General features: G+C 46.6%; 14 protein-coding genes and 1 pseudogene. 9 read left to right on the top strand and 6 right to left on the bottom strand.

Translation table 11 applies throughout. From position 1 onward, the window contains the following. A pseudogene (locus QUA77_RS25855) lies at positions 1–99 on the top strand (IS5/IS1182 family transposase); the annotation flags it as partial. A 30-nt stretch (positions 100–129) separates the two neighbouring features. After that, entirely contained in the window at positions 130–1,509 is a 1,380-nt protein-coding gene (locus tag QUA77_RS25850) for a transposase (RefSeq protein WP_333453375.1), read from the top strand. A gap of 531 nt (positions 1,510–2,040) precedes the next feature. Here the strand turns inward: QUA77_RS25850 and purM are convergent. After that, entirely contained in the window at positions 2,041–3,069 is a 1,029-nt protein-coding gene (gene purM / locus QUA77_RS25845; protein WP_333453373.1) for a phosphoribosylformylglycinamidine cyclo-ligase, read from the bottom strand. 471 nt (positions 3,070–3,540) lie between these two features. On the opposite strand from purM, the gene QUA77_RS25840 reads away from it, so the two are divergent. The 3 genes from QUA77_RS25840 to QUA77_RS25830 all read left to right on the top strand — a co-directional run bounded on the left by QUA77_RS25840 (position 3,541) and on the right by QUA77_RS25830 (position 7,857). Continuing rightward, positions 3,541–4,641 carry a septal ring lytic transglycosylase RlpA family protein gene (locus QUA77_RS25840; RefSeq protein WP_333453371.1) on the top strand — a complete coding sequence of 367 codons (1,101 nt, stop codon included), beginning with the start codon at positions 3,541–3,543 and terminating at the stop codon, positions 4,639–4,641. 195 nt (positions 4,642–4,836) lie between these two features. Continuing rightward, positions 4,837–6,426 carry a bifunctional pantoate--beta-alanine ligase/(d)CMP kinase gene (locus QUA77_RS25835; RefSeq protein WP_333453369.1) on the top strand — a complete coding sequence of 530 codons (1,590 nt, stop codon included), beginning with the start codon at positions 4,837–4,839 and terminating at the stop codon, positions 6,424–6,426. 495 nt (positions 6,427–6,921) lie between these two features. Next, positions 6,922–7,857 (top strand): polysaccharide deacetylase family protein, encoded by a 936-nt coding sequence (locus QUA77_RS25830; protein ID WP_333453367.1) that lies wholly within the window; start codon positions 6,922–6,924, stop codon positions 7,855–7,857. Positions 7,858–8,234: 377 nt separating this feature from the next. Here the strand turns inward: QUA77_RS25830 and QUA77_RS25825 are convergent, their stop codons facing one another. Next, positions 8,235–9,302: an FAD-dependent oxidoreductase gene (locus QUA77_RS25825; RefSeq protein ID WP_333453366.1), complete on the bottom strand. Its 1,068-nt coding sequence runs from the start codon at positions 9,300–9,302 to the stop codon at positions 8,235–8,237. A gap of 272 nt (positions 9,303–9,574) precedes the next feature. On the opposite strand from QUA77_RS25825, the gene QUA77_RS25820 reads away from it, so the two are divergent. After that, the gene (locus tag QUA77_RS25820; protein WP_333042808.1) at positions 9,575–10,420 is read left to right on the top strand and encodes a YaaW family protein; all 846 of its coding nucleotides are present in this window, start codon (positions 9,575–9,577) and stop codon (positions 10,418–10,420) included. 43 nt (positions 10,421–10,463) lie between these two features. Beyond that, positions 10,464–11,963 carry an O-antigen ligase family protein gene (locus QUA77_RS25815; RefSeq protein ID WP_333453364.1) on the top strand — a complete coding sequence of 500 codons (1,500 nt, stop codon included), beginning with the start codon at positions 10,464–10,466 and terminating at the stop codon, positions 11,961–11,963. Positions 11,964–12,053: 90 nt separating this feature from the next. Here QUA77_RS25815 and glmS read toward each other — a convergent pair whose 3' ends face one another. The 4 genes from glmS to QUA77_RS25795 form a co-directional block, all read right to left on the bottom strand. Continuing rightward, complete coding sequence (glmS, locus tag QUA77_RS25810) at positions 12,054–13,976, bottom strand: glutamine--fructose-6-phosphate transaminase (isomerizing) (RefSeq protein WP_333453362.1); 1,923 nt, start codon at positions 13,974–13,976, stop codon at positions 12,054–12,056. A 159-nt stretch (positions 13,977–14,135) separates the two neighbouring features. Beyond that, entirely contained in the window at positions 14,136–14,381 is a 246-nt protein-coding gene (gene psaC, locus QUA77_RS25805) for a photosystem I iron-sulfur center protein PsaC (RefSeq protein WP_015175986.1), read from the bottom strand. Positions 14,382–15,147: 766 nt separating this feature from the next. Further along, positions 15,148–16,359 (bottom strand): chloride channel protein, encoded by a 1,212-nt coding sequence (locus QUA77_RS25800; protein ID WP_333453360.1) that lies wholly within the window; start codon positions 16,357–16,359, stop codon positions 15,148–15,150. A 339-nt stretch (positions 16,360–16,698) separates the two neighbouring features. After that, positions 16,699–17,604: a CoB--CoM heterodisulfide reductase iron-sulfur subunit B family protein gene (locus QUA77_RS25795; RefSeq protein ID WP_333453359.1), complete on the bottom strand. Its 906-nt coding sequence runs from the start codon at positions 17,602–17,604 to the stop codon at positions 16,699–16,701. A gap of 385 nt (positions 17,605–17,989) precedes the next feature. On the opposite strand from QUA77_RS25795, the gene acpP reads away from it, so the two are divergent. Together acpP and fabF are read left to right on the top strand one after the other, a co-directional pair. Beyond that, on the top strand, positions 17,990–18,244 hold the full coding sequence (gene acpP, locus QUA77_RS25790; RefSeq protein ID WP_006633716.1) for an acyl carrier protein: 255 nt from the start codon (positions 17,990–17,992) through the stop codon (positions 18,242–18,244). 97 nt (positions 18,245–18,341) lie between these two features. Further along, positions 18,342–19,595 carry a beta-ketoacyl-ACP synthase II gene (gene fabF, locus QUA77_RS25785; RefSeq protein WP_333453357.1) on the top strand — a complete coding sequence of 418 codons (1,254 nt, stop codon included), beginning with the start codon at positions 18,342–18,344 and terminating at the stop codon, positions 19,593–19,595. Positions 19,596–19,920: the final 325 nt, after the last annotated feature.

The following is a 19,920-nucleotide window of genomic DNA, read 5'->3' as shown; positions in this document are numbered from 1 at the left end:
ATACTTTCATCCAGATATCGGAATCGAAGAAGGCGCTTCGGATTAAGATTTAATTTGATCGCTGGTATTTATAATTACAATACTCCGGACAGTTTTTAAAGAGGAATGCGATCGCAATAAAATAGATAAGTGAAAAAAGTGAGTGCAATCAGAACCCCAAATAAACAGAAAAAAAGGCACTCTTTTAGGTTAAGCTATAAAAACACACAAGCTCAACAGATTGCATACATGAAGATTATTGAACCCATCTTACAACAAATGCCAGGGATTAGTCAACCACAAAAGAAGTTTTTAATCACTTTATTCTCAACTATATTGCTCGCCTATGGCAAGGTCAACTTCACGAATCTCAGTCGTTATAGCTGTTTGAGTGAAAAAACCTACCGTCGTCACTTTCTCAAAAGCTTTAACTTTCCACAAGTTAATCAATATTTTCTCAAAGAAGCCTTAAACCCTGAACACACAATTATTGCTGTTATTGATTGTTCTTTTTTAAGAAAAAGCGGCAAAAAAACTGACGGCAAGGCTTATTTTTATAATGGTGTAGCTGGTAAATCGGAACAGGGGTTGGAAATTTCTGTAATTTCTATTGTCGAAATTGAGACTCGTTTATCTTATAGCTTAAGCGTACAACAAACTCCGTCACGCCCTCAAATAAAGCCCGTGAAAAAACTGCCCAAAAAACCGAAGAATAACAGCTCAAAAAAATCTCGCAAAAACCCGGACTCTCAAAGCTCAAAGCCTGACATCACAAGAGTTGATGACTATGCACAACATTTGAAGAATACTCGTTATTTTTTCCCCACTTCTGTACGTTATTTGGTGGCGGATGGCTATTACTATCGCTCTCAATTCTGGGATGCTGTGCGGGAGTTAAATTTAGACTTTATTGGCAAGTTAAGAGTTGATGCTAACCTACGCTATCTCTATACAGGTGAACAAAATAAACTAGGAGCTCCTCGAAAATATGATGGTAAATTTGACTCTAATGATTTGAGTCGTCTTAAATTTGTCAAAAATCTAAAACCGGGAGTTTCATTATATACATTGGTTCTCTGGAGTTGTTGTTTAAATTGCCAGATTAGTTTGGCTTGTATTTCTGAGGTTCAAGCTAACGGTAAAATCAAAAATGCGTTATTGTTTAGCACTGATATTCACCTACTGCCTGAGCAAATTGTTGAATATTATCAGGCTCGTTTCCAGATTGAATTTATTTTTCGTGATGCCAAGCAATTTACGGGATTGTCTGATTGTCAAGCTCGTCATTTACCACGGCTTGATTTTCATTTTAATGCCAGTCTTATTGCCTTAAACTTAGCTAAACATGAACTCTCTAGTTGTCATTCATCTGCCAAGTCGTTTGTGTTTTCTCTGGCCTCTTATAAACGCCTAGAATTCAATAAGCATCTACTTTATACCTTTATTGATAAGTTAGATTTAGACCCGGATTTGATTTTAAATCACCCTAACCTTCCTTCAGTCTTGTCTTATGGTACTCTGGCTGCTTAAAAACTGTCCGGAGTATTGACATAAAATAGTAGTAAGTGTCTAGATTCTCTGGATATCCCTCAATACACCAATGAAACACATTATTTACGATGTAACCCAAAAAATTACCAATTTTTGATTGATTATTTCGGTTATTTAGCAATAACAAAATCATAATTTTTCCTCTAATATCTCCTTTTTTTTATTTTAATGCTTATTGCAGTTGCTATATTTGTTTGGGATTCCGATACTTTTGAACGGCTACTTTTGCACTCATTGACGGAAATAATCTGGAATTATACCGTACTTAAAGGCACAAGAGCTTATTCCAATTTCATTTAAAATTAAAGCAACGAGTCCTTAGTTGTGAATTCCTTTTTCTCTTTCTTCCTCTATCTCCTCTGCGTCCTCTGCGTCCTCTGCGGTTACTTTAAAAATTATAAATTTAACCGCAGATATACACAAATGAATGCAGGTTGAGATTTTCTGTTAGTGGAGAAAACAAAGCGAAGCAATCTTCACCCCCTGCGATTGCTTATTACTAATTACCCATTACCCATTATCCATAATTAATTCTCCGTTCCCCTCAATCACTTCCCCGATCGCCCAAGCACCAATTCCCTGAGATTCAAACCATTTAACAGCCTGTTCTACTTCCCTGGAATCGACCAACAGCACAAACCCAATACCCATATTAAAAGTATTGAACATATCTGCTGTAGCAACTTGACCCGCTTCAGCAATCCAGTCAAAAATTGGCAAACTTGGCCAGCTATTGCTGTTAATTTTCACAGCTTGATTTGCTCCCAAACAGCGGGGCAAATTTTCCGGCAAACCGCCGCCGGTAATGTGAGCCATGCCGTGAGTTTCTAAACCGCTCTTAATTGCTTCGAGGACTGGTTTCACATAAATTTTAGTCGGAGTTAGCAGCACTTCTCCTAAACTTTTGCCACCTAACTTTTCGGGTTGCGAATGCCAGTCAAAACCCCGATCGCCCGCAATTTTTCTCACCAAACTAAAACCGTTGCTGTGTACGCCCGAACTCGCCAGCCCCACAGCCACATCTCCCACCTGCACCCGCGAACCGTCCAACAATTTGCTCTTTTCTACAATTCCCACACAAAACCCCGCCAAATCGTACTCACCCGCTTGGTAAAAACCGGGCATTTCTGCCGTTTCCCCTCCGAGCAAAGCACAGCCCGCTTGCTTGCAACCATCAGCAATGCCGGCCACCACCGCAGCTAATTGTTCGGGATTTAACTTTCCCGTGGCTAAATAATCGAGAAAAAAGAGGGGTTCGGCCCCGGATGTCAGTACGTCGTTGACGCACATCGCCACCAAGTCGATACCTACCGTGTCGTGCCGATCGAGATTGTGGGCCAATTTCAACTTAGTCCCAACGCCGTCAGTACCCGAAACCATCACCGGCTCTTTTAAACCCTCCGGGACGCTGAAAAAACCGCTAAACCCGCCGAATCCGCCCAAAACTCCGGATCGGTGCGTGCTCTTGACCATATTCCCGATGCGCGAGACAAAAGCTCTGCCCGCCTCAACATCCACACCTGCTTCTCGATAATCCATAAGTCCGCCAAATCTATTTCTTCTAATTTTTAGTTTATTCCCATAACAGTTGACAAACAGCTTTTTTAAGACTAGCCATTTCGTAGCCCACAAAATACACTAAATTTTTGTAAATTTTTGTAAATTTTTCCGTAATGACTGAAACGGCTGTAAGCACTGGAACTAAAGGATTTTATGATAGAGGGTTTTGAGAAAATTTCATGAAGATTTGGTGAAAATCGCGATCGCAGCGATCCCCAACCACAAAAGTTTGTGGTAGTCTGTTGCAGTTCGTGAACAAAACACAAATTGCGGATCGAGTATGAGTTGTCAAGTGTCAGGGAAGTTTCCGCCAATTTTTTTTGGGGCGGAAGCATTAAAGCAAAAACGCACCCCGATACTTTACTTTGACTCACGGGGGAATGGCGAAGGGCAAGAGAGAAATCCTTGACGCCCGCCGCCAAATGGCCAATCCTCCAATCTCGGTTGGCAATGGCTATTCACAAAAATGGACGTATGAAGGAAAAATTTGTTGGTGGTCTACTCGCTGTCCTGTTAGTTCCTGTGGTAGGAACGGCATCCTCTTGTCACGCACAAGCAACAGGTGCCGACAACCAAAACTCTCAGGTTTCCGAGCAAGTAATTGCCACCCAACCGTCCCAGCAGTTAAACGCTACTCGGGTCGAAGCGCAAAAAGTCGGACAGTATCAGTATCAAGCAAGAGCTGAAATTGCCCGAGACTCGATCGCCAAAATTCAGCCCCACGACTTAGGCGGGCGACAAGCAGCGACAGTCTACGTGCGAAACATTCCAGTCATCACCTTTCTGAACGCGAATCCGGAAACAAACACGCCTTTGGGAGAAACTGGCAACAGCCAAGCCGGTGCTAGCAGTCCGTCAAAAGTAGCGGGCGCCAGAGAAAATCCCAAAGTTGGAAACATTGCCAGCAACTCTAGCAACCAAGAACCCGATCCAGTTTGGCGGGCATCAAGCTTAGCAGCAAGACTCAATCAGCTAGCCCGCAACAACATCGATCCCAACAGCATTACCGTTAAGTGGGAAAAAGGCGATCGCTACATTATCCAGGCAAACGGCGAGGACTTGGTAAACATCAACGCCGAAACCATCCTCCCCGACACCACCAGCAACTTTAGCCGAGACGCCCTGCAAGCAACCAATCGCCTCCGCCGGCTTCTGGGCAACGCCCCACCCCTGGAAGAAGTCGCCGGCAAACCCCAACCAGAACCCGCTGTGCTGTCTATGGGGCCAATTCAAGTGCGCCTCAGCGGCTGGGCTTCCTGGTACGGCCCAGGATTTAACGGCAACCTCAGCGCCAGCGGCGAGCGTTTCAACCAAAATGATTTGACCGCAGCCCACCCAAATTTGCCTTTTGGAACGAGAGTCATGGTGAGAAATCTCGACAACGGTCGCACCGTGGTTGTCCGCATTAATGACCGCGGCCCCTATGTGGGCGATCGGCTCATTGACTTGTCCGCAGGCGCCGCCAACGTACTAGGAATGATCAGCAGTGGCGTTGCCAGAGTGGAAATCGAAGTGATCGAACCGCCGCAGCAAACAACTGATGGACGCTGAAGGCCACTCTCAGGCAGAATACAAAAGTTATCCGAAGTGTAGAAGGCAGAAAGTAGAATAAAACTGACATCTTGCACCATTCTTTGTGGAAGAAGCCCGAAAGCCTGTTCTTGAGGATGGTGCAAGATGTCAAGTCGAACAAATTCTGACAAATAAACTCTGCATTCTGCCGAATGCCTTCAGGAGATTCTACCGGTGCGCCTGTTTACTACCATTGCAGCACTTCGCTGCTACTTAAATTTACAAAAGTCTGCTGCACCTCATTTGACAGTCGGTTTGGTGCCGACGATGGGAGCTTTGCACGCAGGGCATCTGAGCTTGATCCAGCGGGCAAGGCAAGAAAATGCGATCGCCCTGGTCAGCATTTTTGTCAACCCGCTGCAATTTGGGCCAACAGAAGATTTTCAAGATTATCCTCGGAATTTCGAGCAAGACCGGCTGTTGTGCGAACAAGCTGGGGTTGATGCGATATTTGCTCCCTCAGCCACGGAAATGTTCGGCCATCAAGCAGTCGGCGCAGAAACAGAGCAAACCGCCCAAAAACAGATAGAGATTAACCTTTCATCCTTAACTCAAGTAGTGCCGCCATCGGCGATGACATCGGTTTTGTGCGGCAAAGCAAGGCCCGGTCATTTTCAGGGCGTCGCAGCAATTGTTACTAAACTTTTGAGTTTGGTGCAGCCGACAAAAGCTTATTTTGGTCAAAAAGACGCCCAGCAGCTAGCAATTATTCGGAAGCTGGTCTTGGATTTTAACTTGCCTGTAGAGATTGTCGCTTGTCCGATCGTCCGCGAAGAGTCGGGACTAGCAATGAGTTCTCGCAATCTGTATTTAACAGTAGAGCAAAAACAGCAAGCCTCCGTACTCTACCGCGCGCTGCAACAAGCCTCGGAAACTTTTTCTTCAGGCGACCGCACCGCAGCGGCCACACTCGCAGCAGCGCACGCAGCAGTCGCAGAAGAATCCGCAGTCAAGCTCGAATACGCCGAACTCGTCGATCCCGACACTCTGACGCCGTTGCAGGTTGTGGAAACAGCGGGACTTTTAGCCGTGGCCGCCAGAGTTGGCTCTACTCGTTTGATTGACAATATAATTCTCAGGAATCGCCGGCCGATTGTGGCGATCGACGGCCCGGCGGGAGCAGGCAAATCTACCGTAACTCGCCTTGCAGCAACAGCTTTGAACTTGTTTTATCTGGATACCGGTGCGATGTATCGGGCGCTGACTTGGCTGGCATTGAAAACAGACACGCCAATTTCCGACGAATGTGCGATCGCCGAATTAATCAGTTCCAGTTATTTGGAATACAACCTCGATCCCGCATCAAAGATGTTGAAGATTAACGGCGAAGACGTAACCGAGGCAATTCGCAGTTTGGAAGTGACATCCCGCGTCTCGGAAATGGCGGCAGTTCCCGCCGTGCGGCAGTTTCTGGTGGAGGAACAGCGGCGCTGCGGCACAAAAGGCGGAATTATAGCAGAAGGCCGCGATATCGGCACTAACGTGTTTCCCGATGCGGAACTGAAGATTTTTTTGACGGCTTCGGTACAAGAGCGATCGCGCAGGCGGCTGTTAGAACTTAAAGATACCGATCGGGCTAATATTAGCTTGACCCAATTGGAACAAGACATTGCCCTGCGGGACGAAAAGGACAGCACCCGCGCGGTTGCACCTTTGCGTAAAGCGGCCGATGCTGTGGAAATTCAAACAGACAATCTGACTGTTGCTGAAGTTATCGATCGGATTGTCGGCTTGTACAAAGAGAGAATCGGCCCTAAAAGTTAATTTTACGACCCTGGGGGCGCGCGATCGCCCTCATATCAAATAGGGTTAAACTCATATCTTGCAGCATTCTCGCTTAACAGGCTTTCGGGTCTATCCCACAAAGACTAAATTTTCTTGTGGCGTGGGATCTTCTAGCCCGCCCTTGAAAGGCTTATTAACAATAGTGCAACCTCTCACGTTAAACCAACTTGCAGTGTTAGGTAGGGACGCGGGCCGATGCGGGCTGAGTCCCTAAGAATATCGTGCCATGAATCCGACTTGAGCGCCGTCCCCCTCGCTGGGTAAAAAGTTCAACCATCCGGCGTTTTCATGGGTTAGGGGATTTCTGCCGCACAAATCTTAAATTTTTTTATCCGGACGGACTTCCCCACGATCGGTTATTTCCAGTAGCATTTTTACGGACTGTCCAATTTAAGATTATCCTCTTAAGTGGATTAACTTGATATCAACATAAAATCTCAAATTAACTGTACAAGGTGTGAAGGAGACAAGGACGTGACAAAATTGAAACGGCTGTGGAGGCGGCGAAAAACTTTAATCGTTGCTTTGATGGCAGCAACAGGAAGTTTTTTGCTGGGTGTGACATGGCCGATTAACTTCCGGGCCAATCAGCCATTGCAACCGATTCAGGCGCAAGTCTTGGCCGTATCCCAGTCCCAAGAACAACAGCCGATGTCCACTATTAATAAGTTCTCCCAGGCGATCGCCAATCGAGTAGAATTTTCCCAACAGTCTCTAGCCCAATTGCAGGCAATCCGATTTCAATCAGCCGTACCGTCGCAGTTTCAAGGTACAACCATTCGTCACGCCCAACTCGACTCCCAGCGCAAGGCGATCGCCCTGACATTTGACGACGGCCCCTGGCCGAAAACAACTACACAAATCCTAGATATTCTCAAGGAAAATAATATTAAGGCTACATTTTTCTGGGTAGGAAAATACCTGAAAAATTCTCCCGAAATTGGCCAACAGGTCGCAGCAGCGGGTCACGCGATCGGCAATCACACTTGGAGCCATGAATACCTTCAGTATAACGAAGACGGTGCCGCTCGCGAGATCGATCGCACTTCATCCTTAATTGAGGACTTGACCGGCATCCAAACATCGATGTTCCGCCCGCCAGGAGGCATTTTAAACAATGGATTGGCAGCTTACGCTCAAAAGAAAAATTATGCAGTTGTGATGTGGTCTGCTGATTCTTTTGATTGGCGCACTCTTACGGAATCTTTAATCGATAACGTGATGAGGCAGGCAAATTCCGGCGGCATTGTGCTGATGCACGACGGCGGTGGCAATCGAACGAGAACTGTAAAAGCTTTGCCGGATATTATTGCTAAACTGAGAAAGGAAGGGTACAGTTTCGTAACAGTTCCCGAGTTATTGCAGATGCAAGAACAAGATTTAAAACAGCAGGAAACCGCACAGAAATAACAATTGGGAAAAGTGGGAATTTACACCATTATGCCATTTTTTTGTATGTCGTTAGATTAATTTTTCATAACTCTAGCCGAACGAAGAAGGAAGAAGTAGCAAACGCGCCCGATTCCAGGCGACCTTCTTAACGACTGAAACCATTGCTCTAATTGCATTTCCCTTCTTCCTTCTTCCGACGGACATCGGACTGACATCCGTTACATCCGAAGAAAGCGAATCTGTTGCCGAACTTCCTTATTACTTCTTCCTAACATCCGTTATTCATGCCGGACGGTATTATCAGGTTCGAGGGCAAGGTGATTTTCTTGGCTAAACCCAGACGGGATGGCAATCATAGCGTTAGAGGCAAAATTGATACCTTAATTGTAGCCATATTACCAATTTAGGCGGAAATCTAAGGGCAAATTGTGCAACTGAGAATTCACCCAATTAGCCGCCGCCAAACCCGATCGCAAAGCACCCTCTATTTGACCTTCCCCGCACAAATCCCCCGTACAAACTAGCGGCAAATTCCCCCCAGCAGGCAAACAAGAAACAGGCAAAGGGTTTCGACAAAAAGCATACCGCCAGCGGTGAACCTGCAACCATTCCGGCTGCTTCAGCCAAGAAATTAAATATTCAGAAGTGCGATCGAGCAATTCTTGACCGACAGTTTCCAAATCAGCAGATTCTAAATAGCGTTCTGCAAAATTTGCGCTGCTGTGAACCACAAACACCGGCTGCTGCGGATCGAGCCGTTTGCTGCTGTCCAAACAAACCCAAGCTAAATCAGCATTATCGGGAAACGAAACAGCTTGCCACTGCGGATTTAGATTGCTTAAATCTTGCTGTTTTGCCGCAGAATAGCCAGCCATAACCGTAATGCAAGGGTCGTACTCCACAGAACGCAATTTGTCAAGAAAATCAGATTGCAAACCGATTTCCGAATTCAAAAACATTAAAGCTTGAGGTGCAGGAATTGCCACCACAACAGCCTTAGCAATCAATGCTTGAGGTATGTCTAAATTGTTGTCAGTGACTTCTAGGGAAAGATGCCACATTTGGTTATCTGTAGTAGAAATAACTTGTACGCGGCGGCCAAACCAAATCTCTAAATCCTCAGCCAGATACTTACCGATAGCATTCATACCCGCAGGTGCGACATAACAAGAACTAGGAATAGCAGAAAGTTTTCCCTGTCTGAATTCGCAGACTTTATCAGTCCAGAGTTTGAGGATGTGCCGATCGACCAAAGCCTCAATTAACCCCTGCACCGCCTCCCCCTGCGGTTCCAGATACCGCGCGCCGTGATCGGCCCTAGTACCCTGTACGCGGCGGGTAGCAACACGTCCCCCCGCGCCGCGAGATTTCTCAACAACCGCCACAGAATAACCAGCTTGACGCAACCGTTGAGCGCAACTCAGTCCCGCCATACCCGCACCAATCACCGCAACATCGAACATAATCAATCAGTCAGCCTTGTAAATCTACACATCAGCTTAAAGGTTGCGAGCTGAATTTGTACCTTACCGATGACTCAAAAGAGCCGTAGCTTCCGGGGCCCGACGCCATCGCCCTGCACCAAGTAGTAGAATAAAGGACAGCACGAATCCATGATTAAGACCAAATCAAAAAATGCCACTGTAGGTAAATCCTAAATCCTAATGGTTGTCAACCAGCAGCAATCTAAAATCTAAAATCTAAAATCTAAAATCGAATAGGGGAGGGCAAAATTTTGGACGAACTCAGAGCAGCACTCGAATTGACAACAGAAGAAGAATTGCAGCAACTAACAGAACTTCTGTTCAGCCGCAAGTTTAACCCTTTAGATTACGTGCAAACCCCCGCACCGATAGATGTACAAAGTCGCGATCGCCAAGCATGGCTCGACGCCGTAGAACAGCGGTTTCGCTATCTTGCCGCCGACGGGTTGACGGTACTCCGAGGGCGAACCCAACAAGTAACTTACAGACAAGCACTAATTCAAGTTTGTCGCTATCTCAAAATCCCTTACCCCAGACAGTTGTCAACCACCGACTTAGAGGCAGAAGTATTTCTGCACTTAATGGGCCGCGCGTGGAAGCGTTTACCAGCAGATGAACAGCAAGCGCTGACACTGCGCGTACAACGAGCGATCGTTGAGTCCAAACTCTCAGAACCCCTGCCAATTTCTGCTGAAAAAGACCCGCTAGGTTTACTGTTTAAAGGCGGCAGCGCTTTAGCTGTTAGTTCCATCTTAAAACCAATGCTGCTCAAACTAATGGCAAATCAATTTGCGCTGCATTTTGCCACCTATCAAATGGCAAAACAAGGAGTGCTTGCAGGCACTGCAACTGCAGCAACCCAGTTTCAAAATTATGTCGCAATTCAGACGGCGCGGCGCGGTATGGCGGTGAGTGCGGCTCGTTACGGTGCAACGCGGAGCGTATTTTCGTTGGTCGGCCCGGTGATGTGGACTTGGTTTTTAGCGGATTTGGGTTGGCGATCGATTTCCACGAACTACGGCCGCATTATCCCGACCATTTTTGCCCTAGCTCAAATACGCCTGACGCGATCGGAATGCGTTTGGGAACTAGCTTAACGATGGTAAATTGTAGATTTTAGATTTGAGATTGGGAGTGTGGGTGAATATCAAAAATCGGTTGAAATTAGCTGCCAAACAGACAGCCGAAAATCTCAAGTCTCGTCTCCAAAAACATCCAGATCCCCGCCTGCAAATCCCTTGGAATTTCGCCCAAGTGGGGATGCTGATTTTTCCCTTAATTCCGATTTTGGGAGCTTTAGGTTTATTCCTGGGATTGGCCGGCACTTGCAAGCAAAAGTTCCGTCAAATTAGTCGCCGCCCGCTGAATCGAGGATTCGCAATTCTGAGCGCGCTGCTAGTCATCACAGCCGTTTTTGCCCACAACCGCATTGAGGCTTTTGTAGGGTTGTACAATTTCTTGCCGTTCTTTATATTGTTTGCCGCTTTTAGCAGTTTAATTCAAACTTTGCCTCAATTGCGGCAATTGTCTTGGATTATTGTAATTAGTTCAATTCCAGTGATAATTTTAGGTCTGGGACAGCAATTTTTAGGCTGGAGCGGCATCGATCAATTGCAGCCTGTTTTTGGCTGGGTACTCGCACCCCAAGGCAATCCCCCCGGCCGTATGGCTTCTGTATTTATGTACGCTAATATTTTAGCTTGCTATCTGACAATTGCTTTTATTTTAGCATTGGGACTGTGGATGGAAGAAGTCAGTTGTCAGTTGTCAGTTGTCAGTTTTCAATTGGGAGTTGTCAGGCGTCACCACTTACCAATGCCCAATCCCCAATACCCAATACCCAATTCCAAATTCCAATTTTTAAGTTGTGCAGCGATCGGAAATGCTGTTGCTTTGATTTTTACTAATTCTCGCAATGCTTGGGTAATGGCGGTTTTGGCAGTTTTGACTTTTGCATTTTATGCGGGTTATAAAAAATTATTAGCTGCGGTTTTGAGTGTGGCTAGCACAATTTTTTTGTCTGCCTTTGGCCCGGAACCACTGCGGCAATCTTTACGAAGAATTGTTCCGGCTTTCTTTTGGGCTAGACTCACCGACGAGATGTTCCCAAATCGGCCGACTGCTACTTTGAGAAAAACTCAGTGGGAATTTGCTTGGTCTATGACTCACCAGCGTCCTTGGACTGGTTGGGGATTGCGAAATTTTACGCCTCTCTATCAAGCTCAAATGCAAGAATGGCTCGGTCATCCTCACAGTTTGATACTGATGTTGACTGCGGAAACGGGAATACCCGCAACGCTTTTGTTGTTTGGTTTAGTTGGTTGGGTTTTGGCTAGGGGTGTTTTGCTGCTGGCGAATTGGCCACTTTTTCCTGCGGATATCAAACATGAGCAAATAGCAACACAGGAAGTAGCGGAAAATGCTTTAGGGTTCGCTAAAAAATCTATAATTAATAGCAAAAGTCAGGGGGTTTGTCAAGATGTAAGAGTGACCGATCGCCTAATTTTTTTCAGTTATTTATTAGCCTTCGCCGCCTGTACGCTTTTTAACACTTTAGACGTGACGCTGTTTGATTTCCGACTCAATACTACAAGCTGGTTGCTGTTAGCCGCAATTTGCGGAGTCAGCCAGAGGGAATAGGCTATCGGGCATCGGGCATCGGTTATTGGTTATTGGTTATTAGAACGAAAAACCAACAACCAACAACCCACTAATGACTACTGACTTCCTTTATTCTACCGTCACCGACTTCGCCAAATTTCGCGGCTGATCCACATCCAAACCTCGACGGGCAGCAATGTGATAAGCCAATAATTGCAGCGGAATCACGGTTACAATCGGTGACAACAATTCATCCACCAAAGGCACCGGCAAAATGTGGTCAAAAATATCGGCTTCCGCCACACCTTGCTTCGGCGTAACACCAATTAAACGGGCGTCGCGGGCCTTGGCTTCTTGAGCGTTGGAAAGCACTTTTTCGTAGACGCTTCCTGGCATGGCAATCGCCACTACAGGAACTTTCGCATCCAAAAGGGCGATCGGGCCGTGTTTCATCTCTCCCGCCGGATATCCTTCGGCGTGAATGTAGCTAATTTCCTTCAGTTTCAGTGCCCCTTCCAAAGCAATCGGAAAGTTAATTCCCCGCCCCAAAAAGATAAAATCTTGGGTGTCTGTAAACTGGTGGGACAATTCCTCTACATACTGTTCTTGAATCTCCAAAAACTTCTCAATTTCCGCTGGTAACTGGCGCAAACCAGCAATAATTTCTGCCAATCTCTCCGTGCTGATTGTTTCCCGCTGGTGCGCCAAATCCAAAGCTAAGAAATAGAATGCCATCAACTGAGTCACAAAAGTTTTAGTCGCAGCAACGCCGACTTCTATACCGGCGTGGGTATTGATCACGTGCGGCATCATGTGGGCGATCGAACTTTCGGTTCTGTTAGTAATACCTAACATTCTCGCCCGAAATTTATCGGTAAAACCCGCGCGGCGCTGCTGTTCCATCCCCAAAGCAGCCAGCGTATCCGCCGTTTCTCCCGATTGTGTTACCCCAATAGTTAAAGTATTTGCTGTCAGCGGTGCCGGTGCGTAACGGTACTCAGAAGCGTACTGCACTGCTGTGGGAATATTAGCTAATTGTTCCAACAAATATTTGCCAATTAGCGAGGCGTGCCAGCTCGTTCCACAGGCGAGAATCGAAATTTGTTCGACATCGGCGTAAAGTTCCTTGGGCAAGCTGAGATTGATGGGAGATCTGGGATTTCCTGGCTGCCAATCGCTGTCTAAATAAGCCTCCAAACAAGCTCGCACTACGGCTGGCTGTTCATAAATCTCCTTGTGCATGAAGTGTTTGAAGCCTTGTTTTTCGACTAAAACCGGACTCCAACCAAGGATGCGCGGGCTTTTTTTCAGCCTTTCTCCTGCAAAGCTGTAAACTTCGACTCCCATCGGAGTTAGCCTTGCTAATTCGCCATTTTCCAAGGACAAAACAGTGCGGGTTTGAGAGACTAATGCCGGCGTGTCAGAAGCGCAGAAAAATTCCCCTGCACCAAAGCCAATCACCAAAGGAGCTTGCTGTCTGGCGACAATTATTTCTTCGGGAAAATCTGCACAGATAACGGCGATCGCAAAAGCTCCTTCTAATTTATTTACCGCATTTAAAACAGTTTCCAAAAACGATAAATCAGCAATTTTCTCGGTTTTTTTATCTTTTTCTTCTTCCTTCTCCCTTTTTGCTTCTTTCAAAAATTCAGCTATTAAATGAGGAATAACTTCTGTATCGGTATCCGAGACAAATTTATGTCCCTTTGCTTTCAATTCTTTCCGCAACTCGCGATAATTTTCGACAATTCCATTTTGAACTACCGCAATTCGCCCGCTATTATCCATGTGAGGGTGAGCGTTATATTCTTCTGGTTTGCCGTGAGTTGCCCAGCGGGTGTGTCCGATGCCGATGGGAGCGAGAGAGTCTATCTCTGCTAACTTTTCCCGGAGGTTGTGCAATTTGCCCTTTGCTCGGATGCAGGTAATTTCTCCTTCGGAGATGGTAGCGAGGCCCGCTGAATCATAGCCCCGGTATTCTAGTTTCTCCAATCCTGCTAGCAAAATCTCACTTGCTGCTTGCGTGCCGATATAGCCAACGATTCCGCACATTTAACGTACTACTCCTGCTTAGCGATCGCAATAAAACTCAAGTTTTATCATTTTTACCTTCTTCCGGCCCCAGAATGCAGATTCCGCGACAAAAAAGAGGGGGCGATTAAATTGCCCCCTCTCTTGTGCCCGTAATTCGATCGGCGTGTCGATCGATATTTAGTAGGCTAGACCCATACTGCGAGTGGTTTCTGCTCCCAGGTAAACCCGGATGCTCAGAAAATCGGTCGGGCAAGCAGTTTCGCACCGCTTGCAGCCTACACAGTCTTCGGTGCGGGGAGATGAGGCAATCTGAGCTGCTTTGCAGCCATCCCAGGGCACCATCTCCAAAACGTCAGTCGGACAAGCGCGGACGCATTGAGTGCAGCCGATGCAAGTATCGTAAATTTTGACTGAATGAGACATTGAATAAAGGCTCCCAACGAGTCACTAAAAATTTGCTGCCTCTGCGAGTGAACAGATTTGACGGCGAGGTGCCACCGCTATAGCCTGCACAGAGAATTAAAGGTTAGTCTACCGCAGTGCCTGGAAGCACTTCGCGAAAAAGCGACAAAACTTCACAGTTATTCACCCTGGGAGTCTTATAGAACCCTTTTGGGCTCTATATCCATCGGCAACGGTTTGAGCATCAGCCTGATGAAATACAAATTGAGTTTCGCAGTGGCATTGATGAGGGTCTGCTCAAAGTTCTTGACCAAACTCTTACAGGGTTACATCCAAGGGTTTGACCGTTCAATCACGATCGCCAGTTGCCACCACGACAAATCCAGTTTTCCCCTCTAGTGCCATTTTTTCGGCTTTCGTTGGTTTCGCGGCCAGTCTAAACCGGATCTTGGTCATAATCTGCGGATAGAGTTTTTACTTTCCCTGCGATGAGCTGATCCGGGTGATACCCCTTGCGCTTGCAGAATGGTAATCTTCGGAATATTGACGGGCCCGAATGTGAAAATAATCGAGGTTGTGACTCAACATTTCAATCAAGCCACACTCATCGGAAACACTGGCTTTTGTACAATGGTTCAAAAACGGCAGCCTGACTGGTATCAACGGCTAGATGTTGTTTGATGCCATTGGTGCATTTGTAATGGCAGAAGCCTTGAGACTCGACACTGGCAAATTGCACGTATTTTTCACCGCTACACGGAGTTATTAGAGGAATTCTAGCCGTTTGTTAATCAACTTTTCGCTGTGAACTAATGAAGGGAGATCGTGGAGCCAAGAAGAAACCCACGAGACTAGCGAAGAGAATCGGTGTAAAAGTGCTAAATCCTGTCAACTTGGCGAGTAGCAGAGTTGTACTAATTGGAGTTCGAGTAACTGTTGAATTCAGAGCAGCCATTACACAAATCATTGCCAACGTCTCGTTGGAGGCGGGATTAACGATAGCGATTGCCTTTCCTAAACAGGCTCCTATAAAAAACAGTGGGATGATAATTCCCCCCCGCCAGCCTCCATTTACGGTCGTACTAATGGCAAACACTTTAGCAATAACTAAAGTTAAGATCACTCCCAAAGAAAAGTTGCCCTCAACAATTTTTTCTATTTGATGTTCACCAAAGAAACGAGTGAGCGGAAATAAAGCTGATAACACACCAAGTGCTAGCCCAGCTAAAGTAGTTCGCACATAGATTGGACTGGGTATCGAATCAAACAAGCGACCAACACTGCGAAATACAGCGATAAAAAACCACCCCATGAGAGCACCTACGATTCCATAAGCAATCGCGGCGCCAAAGTCATAAAGGCTGTCCACATTGTATTGAGGAAAATGCCAGGTTGGACCAATTCCTAGCTGGGTAATTGCTACAAAGATGGTGTAACTTGCACAACTTGCCACGACCGCAGGCAATATTGCTTCAAAATACTCCACAACATTCTGATGATGCAGAATTTCTAAAGCAAAAAAAGTACCACCCAATGGAGCGCCGAACAAAACTGTAAAACCAGATGCCATGCCAGCAATACTCAAAGTTCGTAGTGCCTCTCCACGCAATTGAAAGCGATCGGCTAACCACGTACCAATTGAACCTGTGACTTGCACCATTGGTGCTTCTGGACCAGCACTGCCTCCACTTGCAATACTGATTAGCGACGACAGAATCATCGAAGGATTCTCCTTCATTGGTAATCGCCCACCATTGAGATGAATATTGTCAATAATCAACCCTATTTCGCCAGGATTTCCCAGCCAATGAATGAGCAAACCGATGAGCAAACCCGCAAGGGGCATGATGATTAGTAGAGAAAGTCCACTAAAATATTCAAATCCCAGCATTATGTAAGACAAAAATATCCAATAACTTGCACCAAACAAACCACAAATGATTCCTAGCATTGCCCATAGGAATACCGAACGTGTGAGATTTACTGGGTTTCGTTTCATTGTTTACTCCTTGTCTCTAACTAGGAAGTTAGGAAGTCTTAAAAACTATTTTGTATAATAGTATACTGTTTTTTTGTCTGTATCTTCTATTGACTCAAAAATGTATGAGCCCGATCGAGCTTTCGGCTCGCGGGCTCTGTATAATTCCGATCTAACCGGATTTGATTTGAGAAAAAACTCAAGTCTTTATGCCAATTTCCCAAAGTTGTGCAACAGTTGTAAGGATTTGTTGTTTGATATTTTGGCTTGTAGCAAGGATTTTGGTGCAGTAGCCCCTCTACCAACTGTTGCAAACTTTTTGATAATTAGTATTGCTGCAAAGCGGTGCAAATCGATCGACTAAAAGCCTAATTTTTCTAACACGGGCTTAGTTGAAACAATATGTCGATCGATCCCTAGTTTTTTTGGCTCCACACCCAAAGCCAAAGCCACCAATTGTGACAAATGCAACACGGGCAAACCCAACTTGCGCCCGATTACTTTTTCCACCTCCGGCTGTCGCGAATCCAAATTCAAGTGACAGAGAGGACAAGGCGTTACCATACAATCAGCGCCATTGTCAAGAGCATCTTGAATATGTTTGCCTGCCATTTGAAAAGATTGGTTAGTGGCATAACTCGCCAACGGCCAGCCGCAGCACTGCGTCCGCCCTCGATAATAAACAGGAGTTGCCCCGATCGCCCGAAACACATTTTCCATCGATTCGGGTTGGTGCGGGTCATCGTAAAGCAGCTTATCCTGAGCTCGCAGCAGGTAGCAGCCGTAAAAAGACGCGCACTTCAAACCCGAAAGCTTGCGGGTGACTCGCTTCTGCACCTCGTCGAGTCCGTAATCTGCCACGATCGCCCACAACAGATGTTTCACCTCGGTACTACCTTGATAAGGCGAACAGCCTTGCTTTTTGAGTAAACCGTTGACTTTTTCTATGTAGTTGGGATCGGTTTTTTGGCAATCCTTGAGGCGATCGTCCACATGACCGATTACTCCTTGACAAGTGCTGCAATGCGTCAGCAAAGGCAAATTCAGTTCCTCAGCCAAAGCAATATTGCGGGCGTTGACAGTATCTTCGAGCAACTGCGAATCTTCCTTGAAAGTGCCAGAACCGCAGCAGGAAGCTTTCTTGAGTTCCACCAGTTCAATCCCCAACGCTTGAGTCAGCGCTTGAGTAGACAGGTAAAGTTCGCGGGCCGCCCCTTGGGCAACGCAACCGGGAAAATAAGCATATTTGAGATTTGGGGATGGCATAATTGTTTCTGCTGGGGAGACAAGGCAAGGGACAAGAAACGAGAGCGGTGGAGGTCGGGAGGCTTCCTGCTTAGTTTTCCCTCTTTATAATTAACGTATCACCGCCTAGCTAGGAGCCAATTGTCAGCTTTTCTCAAGCATTTTGAGTTGATGACTGACGGACCATCGACCAAAAATCAGGTTCCTCTACGTTATCAGGTGGCTAAACGAAATGATTGATTTTGGGCTATTGGGGGTTTTTTTGCCTTAGTCCTAGAGTTGCTGCGATCGTCCGTGTCCCAATTGTCGCTGGCCCGTGTCACTTAGAAAAGCGGCCAGCCTTTGTCCTGCAGATCCCCCTTTCGGATAAGATTAGATACGCAGCAACCAATGAGGACACGATGTTATGAGCCAAGACGACATTTTTGCTAGAGTCCAGAAAATTGTGGCAGAGCAACTGGAAGTCGATAAGAGCGAAGTCAAGCCCGAAGCCAACTTTGCTAACGATTTAGGAGCAGATTCCTTAGATACAGTAGAGCTGGTCATGGCCTTGGAAGAAGAGTTTGATATTGAAATTCCTGACGAAGCAGCCGAAGGAATTACTACGGTTCAAGCTTCTGTAGATTTCATCAGCAGCAAACTTGCAGCTCCAAAAGCATAAAATACCTGTCTTTTCCCCTAAGAGGAGAGAAGTTAGAAAACTGGAAACTCCTCTTTTGTTCTGCGTTCTGGGTGTTTAATTTTTTGAAACTGAAATCATGACAAATTTAGAGCGTAAGCGCGTTGTTATCACGGGTCTCGGCGCGATTACACCGATCGGCAATACCTTGTCCGAATATTGGGACGGGTTGCTTGCCGGGAAGAATGGTATAGGCCCGATCACCTTATTCGACCCGTCGCGGCACGACTGCCGCTTTGCCGCAGAGGTGAAGGGTTTCGACCCACACGACTATTTAGAGCGCAAGGAAGCAAAGCGGATGGATCGCTTTGCTCAATTTGGGGTGTCAGCGAGCAAACAAGCTGTTGCTGATGCAAAGTTTGAGATTAACGACCTGAACGCAGAACAGGTGGGTGTCATTCTTGGCACTGGCATTGGTGGCCTGAAGGTTTTGGAAGAGCAGCAAGAGATTTATCTGACTCGCGGCCCCGATCGATGCAGCCCGTTTATGATTCCCATGATGATTGCGAATATGGCCGCGGGGCTGACGGCGATTCAAACGGGCGCTAAGGGGCCAAACTCTTGCACCGTGACGGCTTGCGCTGCCGGGTCAAATGCCGTGGGCGATGCGTTTCGCCTAGTTCAGGGGGGTTACGCGCAAGCCATGATTTGCGGCGGTACGGAAGCTGCGGTGACACCTTTGTGCGTGGCGGGTTTTGCTGCGGCGAGGGCGCTTTCGACTCGCAACGATGACCCGACTCATGCTTGCCGTCCGTTCGATCGCGATCGTGATGGTTTTGTTGTCGGCGAAGGTGCTGGCATTCTGATGCTAGAAGAAATGGAACACGCTCTGGCGCGTGGCGCGAAGATTTACGCAGAAATCGTCGGCTACGGTTTAACTTGCGATGCGTATCACATGACTTCTCCGGTACCGGGGGGGGAAGGTGCGTCGCGGGCGATGGCTTTAGCGCTCAAGGATGCGGGTTTGACGCCGGATCAAGTGAGCTATATCAACGCTCACGGCACGAGCACCCTTCCCAACGATTCTACGGAAACGAAAGCGATTAAAAAGACTTTGGGAGACCATGCTTACAAAATAGCAATTAGTTCTACCAAGTCGATGACCGGCCATCTTTTGGGCGGTTCTGGGGGCATTGAGGCGGTGGCGACGGTAATGTCGATCGCCAATGACAAAATCCCGCCGACAATTAATCTGGAAAATCCCGATCCTGAGTGCGATTTGGACTATGTTCCTCATACAAGCCGCGATCTAAAAGTTGATGTGGCGCTGTCGAATTCCTTTGGATTTGGCGGCCACAACGTGACACTGGCATTCAAGAAGTTTGTTCACTAACGGACAATTTTAAAATCGATAGTCGAGAGTTAAAAGGTGAAAAATTAATTTTTCACCTTTTAATTTTTAGATAAATTTTAGATGGGGCGATCGCTTGACTCAAAACGCTTACTTGTTATGAGTCAAGCGCAACGAAATAAGCGCGTTGCCGAAAGGGCTAGATTCTTCAGTTCCTTCAGGACTCTGAATTACAACTACTCAAGCGGACTTGATATGACTTAGTTTGTTAACAGAAGATAACACAAGGAGCTGGGGGGGTGACAACCCACCCAAAACCCATAGCTAGTAAGGATTGAGCCAACTTGTGGTAAAAAAAGATAGGCAG

Origin of the sequence: Microcoleus sp. K5-D4, from assembly GCF_036704575.1 — a bacterium.
Lineage (GTDB): Bacteria > Cyanobacteriota > Cyanobacteriia > Cyanobacteriales > Microcoleaceae > Microcoleus.
The sequence above is the reverse complement of the archived record's forward strand: the minus strand, read 5'-3'. Positions and strand labels throughout refer to the sequence as shown.